This window comes from Psychromonas sp., from assembly GCF_983033635.1.
This window is the reverse complement of the sequence record NZ_CEZLMY010000037.1, coordinates 22,498-28,795: the sequence shown is the minus strand read 5'-3', so window position 1 is coordinate 28,795 and position 6,298 is coordinate 22,498. Positions and strand designations below refer to the sequence as shown.

7 protein-coding genes are annotated in these 6,298 nt (G+C 37.7%); 5 read left to right on the top strand and 2 right to left on the bottom strand.

The window, feature by feature from the left end:
• The 5 genes from AC4GME_RS07430 to rlmM form a co-directional block, all read left to right on the top strand.
• The coding region (locus AC4GME_RS07430; protein ID WP_490379193.1) for a SirB2 family protein at positions 1–363 on the top strand (363 nt) is incomplete at its 5' end.
• Between the two features lie 3 nt (positions 364–366).
• Positions 367–1,236, top strand: coding sequence for a SirB1 family protein (locus AC4GME_RS07425; protein WP_490377235.1), 870 nt, complete (start codon positions 367–369; stop codon positions 1,234–1,236).
• Between the two features lie 18 nt (positions 1,237–1,254).
• Entirely contained in the window at positions 1,255–2,100 is an 846-nt protein-coding gene (kdsA, locus tag AC4GME_RS07420) for a 3-deoxy-8-phosphooctulonate synthase (protein ID WP_490377244.1), read from the top strand.
• 77 nt (positions 2,101–2,177) lie between these two features.
• Positions 2,178–2,519, top strand: a complete 342-nt coding sequence (locus AC4GME_RS07415) for a DUF423 domain-containing protein (protein ID WP_490377234.1) — start codon at positions 2,178–2,180, stop codon at positions 2,517–2,519.
• Positions 2,520–2,569: 50 nt separating this feature from the next.
• Positions 2,570–3,667: a 23S rRNA (cytidine(2498)-2'-O)-methyltransferase RlmM gene (gene rlmM / locus AC4GME_RS07410; RefSeq protein WP_490377233.1), complete on the top strand. Its 1,098-nt coding sequence runs from the start codon at positions 2,570–2,572 to the stop codon at positions 3,665–3,667.
• 132 nt (positions 3,668–3,799) lie between these two features.
• Here rlmM and mepK read toward each other — a convergent pair whose 3' ends face one another.
• Both mepK and AC4GME_RS07400 read right to left on the bottom strand, forming a co-directional pair.
• Entirely contained in the window at positions 3,800–4,351 is a 552-nt protein-coding gene (mepK, locus tag AC4GME_RS07405) for a peptidoglycan L,D-endopeptidase MepK (RefSeq protein WP_490377232.1), read from the bottom strand.
• Positions 4,352–4,490: 139 nt separating this feature from the next.
• Entirely contained in the window at positions 4,491–6,056 is a 1,566-nt protein-coding gene (locus AC4GME_RS07400; protein ID WP_490377231.1) for a L,D-transpeptidase family protein, read from the bottom strand.
• Positions 6,057–6,298 lie beyond the last annotated feature (242 nt).

Genomic DNA, 6,298 nt, shown 5'->3' with positions numbered 1-6,298 from the left:
CACTTAACCTTTATTTTACTGGCAGTTTTACTTTTTATCGTTTCTTTTTACTGGCAGAAAACTGGCCATAAAAATGCACAAAAAGTAATTTTCAAAAAAATATTGTTACATACTCATTTTACTATTTTGCTGTTAGGTTTGATTTTAATGTGGTTTGTGCAAATTAATCCTTTTGATAATCATGGTTTTTGGTTAATCGAAAAAATAGGTGCATTTGTCGCTTATCTTGTGATGGTTTCTGTTGCTTTAGATAAAAGTAAACGGAAAGGGATGCAATTTTTAGCGTTTATAGGTGCGTTTGGTTGGCTTGCTTATATCGGCAAGCTGGCAATCAGCAAACAAGCTATTTTATTAGTAGGGTAAAACGTGATAACTGTATCTAAAAATGATGTTGTAGAAAATGTCGATTATGAAAATAGTGAACTGTTGATTAATGAACAGTTCGATTTTGAGGCATGCTCACTGATTGATGCCGCCATTGTTGTTGAATCGGAAATAACAGGCATTAGTGTTAAAAAGTTTCAAGATGAGTTACGTCTGCAACATCTTGTTATTAAATCGAAACTAGCTGGTTTTGCCGTTGCTGATAAAGAAAAACTAAATAAACTGCTTGATATTCTTTACCAGCAGCAAGAATTTAGAGGTGATTGGAAAGCTTTTTTTAAAGTTAAAAACGCCCTGATTTCTAAAGTATTATCACGCCGAAAAGGGATTCCAATTAGTCTGGGGGTTTTACTCTTAGATTTATTAAATGCCTGTGATTTTGATGCGCAAGGGATCTGCTTTCCGAGCGGATTTTTGATTCGTATTAATCTACAAAATGAAGTGCTTTATCTTGATCCGTTTACCGGTGAGTTACCTTCATGGGATCTGCTTGAACTTAAAGTTCGTGGACAGTTAGGCAATCATGCTCGATTAACGCTTGATATGCTTAAGCCTGATGATAATAAAACCGTAATAAAACGCTTAATTAACGTTATTAAGGCCGCCTATATTCAGGCTGATGCCTTAGAGTTGGCCTTATTGTGTTGTGATATTTTACTGCGCATTGATCCTGATGATGCTTATGAAGTACGAGATCGCGGTTTCCTGTTTCAGCAACTAGACTGTTTTAAATTGGCAAGTAGCGATTTTGAATTCTTTATTGAACAATTTCCTGAAGATCCAATTGTAAGCCTATTAAAACAACAGATTAAACAGATGAGCCTTGAGACAAATACTCAAGTGCTTCACTAATAAAGAAGAGAGTAAATGATGAAACAAAAAATAGTAAAAGTAGGCAATATTGATGTTGCCAATGACCGCCCATTTGTTTTATTTGGTGGCATGAATGTTTTAGAGTCACGTGATTTAGCAATGAAGATGGTAGAAACTTATGTTGAAGTTACATCGAAGTTAAATATTCCATATGTATTTAAAGCATCGTTTGATAAAGCCAATCGTTCATCAATTAATAGCTATCGTGGCCCGGGGCTTGAAGAAGGTTTGCGTATTTTTGAAGAGATCAAAAAGACCTTTAATGTGCCAATTATTACCGACGTACATGAACCTTACCAAGCAAAACCTGTAGCGGAAGTGGTTGATGTTATCCAACTACCTGCATTTTTAAGCCGTCAGACCGATCTTGTTAAAGCAATGGCTGAAACCAATGCGGTTATTAATGTGAAAAAAGCGCAGTTTTTAGCTCCGCATGAAATGCAGCATATCATTACTAAGTTCAACGAAGCGGGCAATGATGAGATCATTCTCTGTGAACGTGGCAGCTGTTTTGGTTATAACAACCTGGTGGTTGATATGTTAGGTTTCAGCACCATGAAAGAAACAGGTTACCCTGTTATTTTTGATGTGACTCATTCATTACAAAAACCTGGAGCACGTAGTGATAGTGCTGGTGGTCGTCGTAGCCAAGTGGTACAACTTGGTTTAGCGGGCATGTCACAAGGAATCGCCGGCTTGTTCTTAGAGTCGCATCCAGATCCAGCCAACGCTAAGTGTGATGGCCCATGTGCACTTCCTCTTGATAAGCTAAAACCATTCCTGTCACAAATGAAACAGATGGATGAGTTAGCGAAAAGCTTAGATGTGATTATTACCGAGTAACTATTATCACTCATTTGACAATCCCTAATACAACACGTCTGTTTTTAATTATCGCCTCAATATTAGGGGCAGCAGGCGTGGCGTTAGGTGCATATGCCAGCCACGGTTTAAGTGGCTGGGCCTCTAGTCAGCAGATTGAATACTTCCAACTAGCCGTTACTTACCAGTTATTTCATGCGATCACTTTATTAGTCGTTTGTGTGCTTTCACTTTTTATTAGTAATCGCTTTTTACTCATTAGTAAAATTGCATTTGTATTAGGTATCTGTTTTTTTAGTGGCAGTTTATATCTGTACGTTTTAACCGGTACTAAGACAGTGGCAGCGATAACACCGATTGGTGGTTTATTATTGATAATCGCATGGCTGTTATTGCTGGTAAGTTTGTTCAAAGACAAAAATATTAAAAGCTCAGATTAGTCTGAGTATATTAAAAGATTACGCTTAAGAGATATTGAGCAGAGGTAGGTATGTTAGGAATTTTATTATATTGTCGTCCCGGTTTTGAAAATGACTGTGCAAATGAAATACAAGACAAAGCAACGGCTTTAGAAGTATTTGGTTTTATTAAAACAGTGCGTAATAGCGGTTATGTATTTTACCAATGTTATAACCCGGAGGAAGTGGAAGGGTTAGTAAAACAGCTTGATTATTCGCAACTTATTTTTTCCCGTCAGTTAATAGCTGTAAAAGCATTTGTGGAAAACCTGCCGCTTGATGATCGTATTAGTCCGATTCTTGAAGTGACACGCAATATGCCTATGGGGGGCGATCTGTATGTTGAAACACCGGAAGGTGATGAGACAAAACCATTATTAACTTTCTGTCGTAAGTTTACGGTACCGCTGCGCCAAGCCTTGAAAAAGCACAACAGTTTGACGAATAAAGAGAATCGTAAAAAGCTCTGTTATCACCTCTGTTTTTTAGATAATCAATCCGCTTATATCGGTTTTTCTGTGCCGAATAATCGCAGCGAATTATATATGGGCATTGCGCGTTTACGTTTCCCAAGTGAAGCGCCAAGCCGCTCAACATTAAAGCTTGATGAAGCAATCCAGGTGTTTTTAACACCAGAAGAGCAGGAAGAGCGTTTACACTCTGGTATGCGAGCGGTGGATTTAGGTGCATGTCCGGGTGGTTGGACATATCAGTTAGTACGCCGCGGACTATTTGTTACCTGTATTGATAATGGCGCTATGGCTGAGAGCTTAATGGATAGTGGCCAGGTAACCCATTATATGGTTGATGGCTTTAAGTACGAGCCAGAGCGTAAAAATATCGATTGGTTAGTGTGTGATATGATTGAAAAACCAAAACGTGTCGCAAAACTGATGGCCAAATGGTTGATTGAAGGCTGGTGTAAAGAAGCTATTTTTAACCTTAAACTGCCAATGAAAAAACGCTACCAGGAAGCCAGTGAAGATTTGAAAATCTTAACCGATATGTTAGAAGAAGCAGGTCTGAACTATCAACTACAAGCTAAGCAGCTTTATCATGATCGTGAAGAGATCACTGTTCATGTTAGTTTACAGGGCAATGTTTGGGGCAAACAGGTCGGTAATGGTTAAACTGTAAATTACAGCTAACAGTGATTCAAATCTTTTTACTACATCCTAATGGCTAGCTAATTTGCTAGCCATTTTGCTAGCCATTTTGCTAGCCATTTTGCTTGTTACTTTTTTCGGTTATTAACGTCGTTATCATGACCATGAACGAAAGTGTCCAGTATCAATATGCACAAAATTACTGCCAGGGTAATAACCTACACCACCTGCTTTAAGTGATAGCGCAGCTTTTCTAACTTCAGCCAACGGTACACCTTCTAGGCGAAAATCAATCGCTTTACCGCGCATATGCATACTTTTTTTAGCGACACCGCTTGATTTTCCGCGGAGCATTTCATTGGTTGCAGGGGAACGATAACCTGAGATGATTTGAACTTGATTATCACAGCCAATGAGTTGTTGGATTCTAGAGAGTTGATCGAATAAACCTCTGTCCATATTTACCGCTTCGTTTTGGCGAAAATCACGGCATAAATGATTAATCTTCTGCAGTTCACTTAACTGATAGTCTTGACCATCGAAATATTCTGTTAGTAATCTTTCACCGGTATGAAGATTATTCATCTGCAATACTCTGGGCGCGTCGCTCATTAATGATGCAAATGATACAGATGGAAAAGCCGCTGCTCCTAAAGCAACAAGGCCGGTTTTAAGAAATGTTCGACGACTAAAATCAGGGGTTCTCATAAAGCTCCATTGTGCAGATAATGAACAGTTGAGTGCGAAGATACGGGGTATTTATAATGGGGTCAAACGAGATATCGCTTAAATGTTGCAGAGATACGCCATTGCTTAGCTTACTGATTGAAGAATAAGGGGTTTTATTTTACTGAAAATGAAAATATTTTGTTTTAATTTTACTTTTACTTAGTTTGTCGTAATCATAAATATCCTTTCTAAACTGCGTAAAACCTGATTCATCCACCCATACTGTCTGGTACATTGTATAAAGGGTTATTCTTTTCTTTAAACCCACCACACTGGTTTTTTGCTCTTTATGATGCCTATCATAATCTTGAGATGAAAAACCCGATTTATCCATAAGCAGTTGTACAAATTGCTCTGCTTTTTGGACACGGATACAACCCGAACTGTAAGTGCGATTTCTATTTTCAAATAAGTATTTTGCAGGTGTATCGTGTAGATAGATGGCGTATTTGTTTGGAGTGTTGAATTTATATAAACCAAGCGCATTAGCGTGTCCCGGTTTTTGGCGCAATTTATAGGGGAAATTCTCTGCAGTGATCGACTCCCACTCAATTTGATTCGGATCAATCACCTCTTTACTTCGCCAACTTGGAATGATCTCATATTGGTGCTGGTTCAAATAATCACTGTCTGATAACGCCTTAGGCAGAATATCCTCACGCATTATTGTAATTGGTACGTTCCATGCTGGATTAAATACAATCGAATCAAGTTTAGAGGTAAAGAGCGGTGTTTTTCTTTCTGAACGACCGACTATCACCTTACTTTCAAATACTTTCTGGCCATCTTCCCAATACTCCATTGTATAATTTGGGATATTCACTAATACCATTCTGGGTTTATTGATTGCCCACAATTGCAGTCTTAAGATATTTAATGCCATTAATCTTAGACGTTCATGATAACTGATATTAAGCCAATAGCGGGTGTTTTTACCTATGATACCGTCAGGTTTTAAACCGTGACGTACTTGAAAAAGTTGAATCACTTCTTGAAGCTCCTGGCTGTAGAGCTCTTTCTCCTGTGACTCAAAATACAGTTTCATCTGCAGCGATATATCTCCTGAAATTTGTAAGCGAGCGAGTAAGAAATCTTTTTGCTGAAGCTTTTTATCCTGTTTTGCAAAAGCTGTAAATTTCGGAGAACGAGAAATATTTTTGCTGTTCAGATAAAAATCGAACAAATTTTGGTAGAGGCGAGTATGTTGAGCTGATCTGGGTAATAACGCTTGTAAATATTCCAATCGAGCTTGAGTAGATGAAGCATTAAAAAATGCGTCAATTGATTTATTGGATGGTGCCCCAATGTTATTTTCTATTCGCTCTCCAAATAACCAGGAGATGCCTTTACTGGCTATTTGCTCTGTATAGGACATATAAAACAGTAACGAATCTGAAGCTACACGTTCATAGCGCTGCCAATCTTTCTGTTTAGTCGCCTGCTTTAATGCCTGGTAGCAATCAGATAAATCATCGCTAACATCAGCAAGAGCTATTAATATTATTTGCTTTTCAAATTCATTTCTTAGCGACTCCTCTTGCCAATAATTATTGTCAGAGTGGTTTTGGTATATAGATTCAACTAAGGCGGGATATTTCAGTTGTAAATCATCTGTATTATGAATTGGCAGTGCGGATGAATAAGCAGCAAAGAGCCCAATCAGGCAGATGATCGTAAAATACAAAAAAAATTTCAACGAACGATTGAGCATCATACTATGTCTTCAAAGAAAATTAATAATAAGTATGGTTGAAGAATAAGTATTACTCAAAAAAATATGCGAGGAGATATATGCCCCCATATATATATCAGGTAATTAGATAAGAGAAATCGTTAAAATATGCTGGTTCATTGACTTTTATCTTATAAAGTTCATAAGAAAAAGGGTAGTCTAATAAATGAGCGGGTCTTTCCTCGTTATCCCGA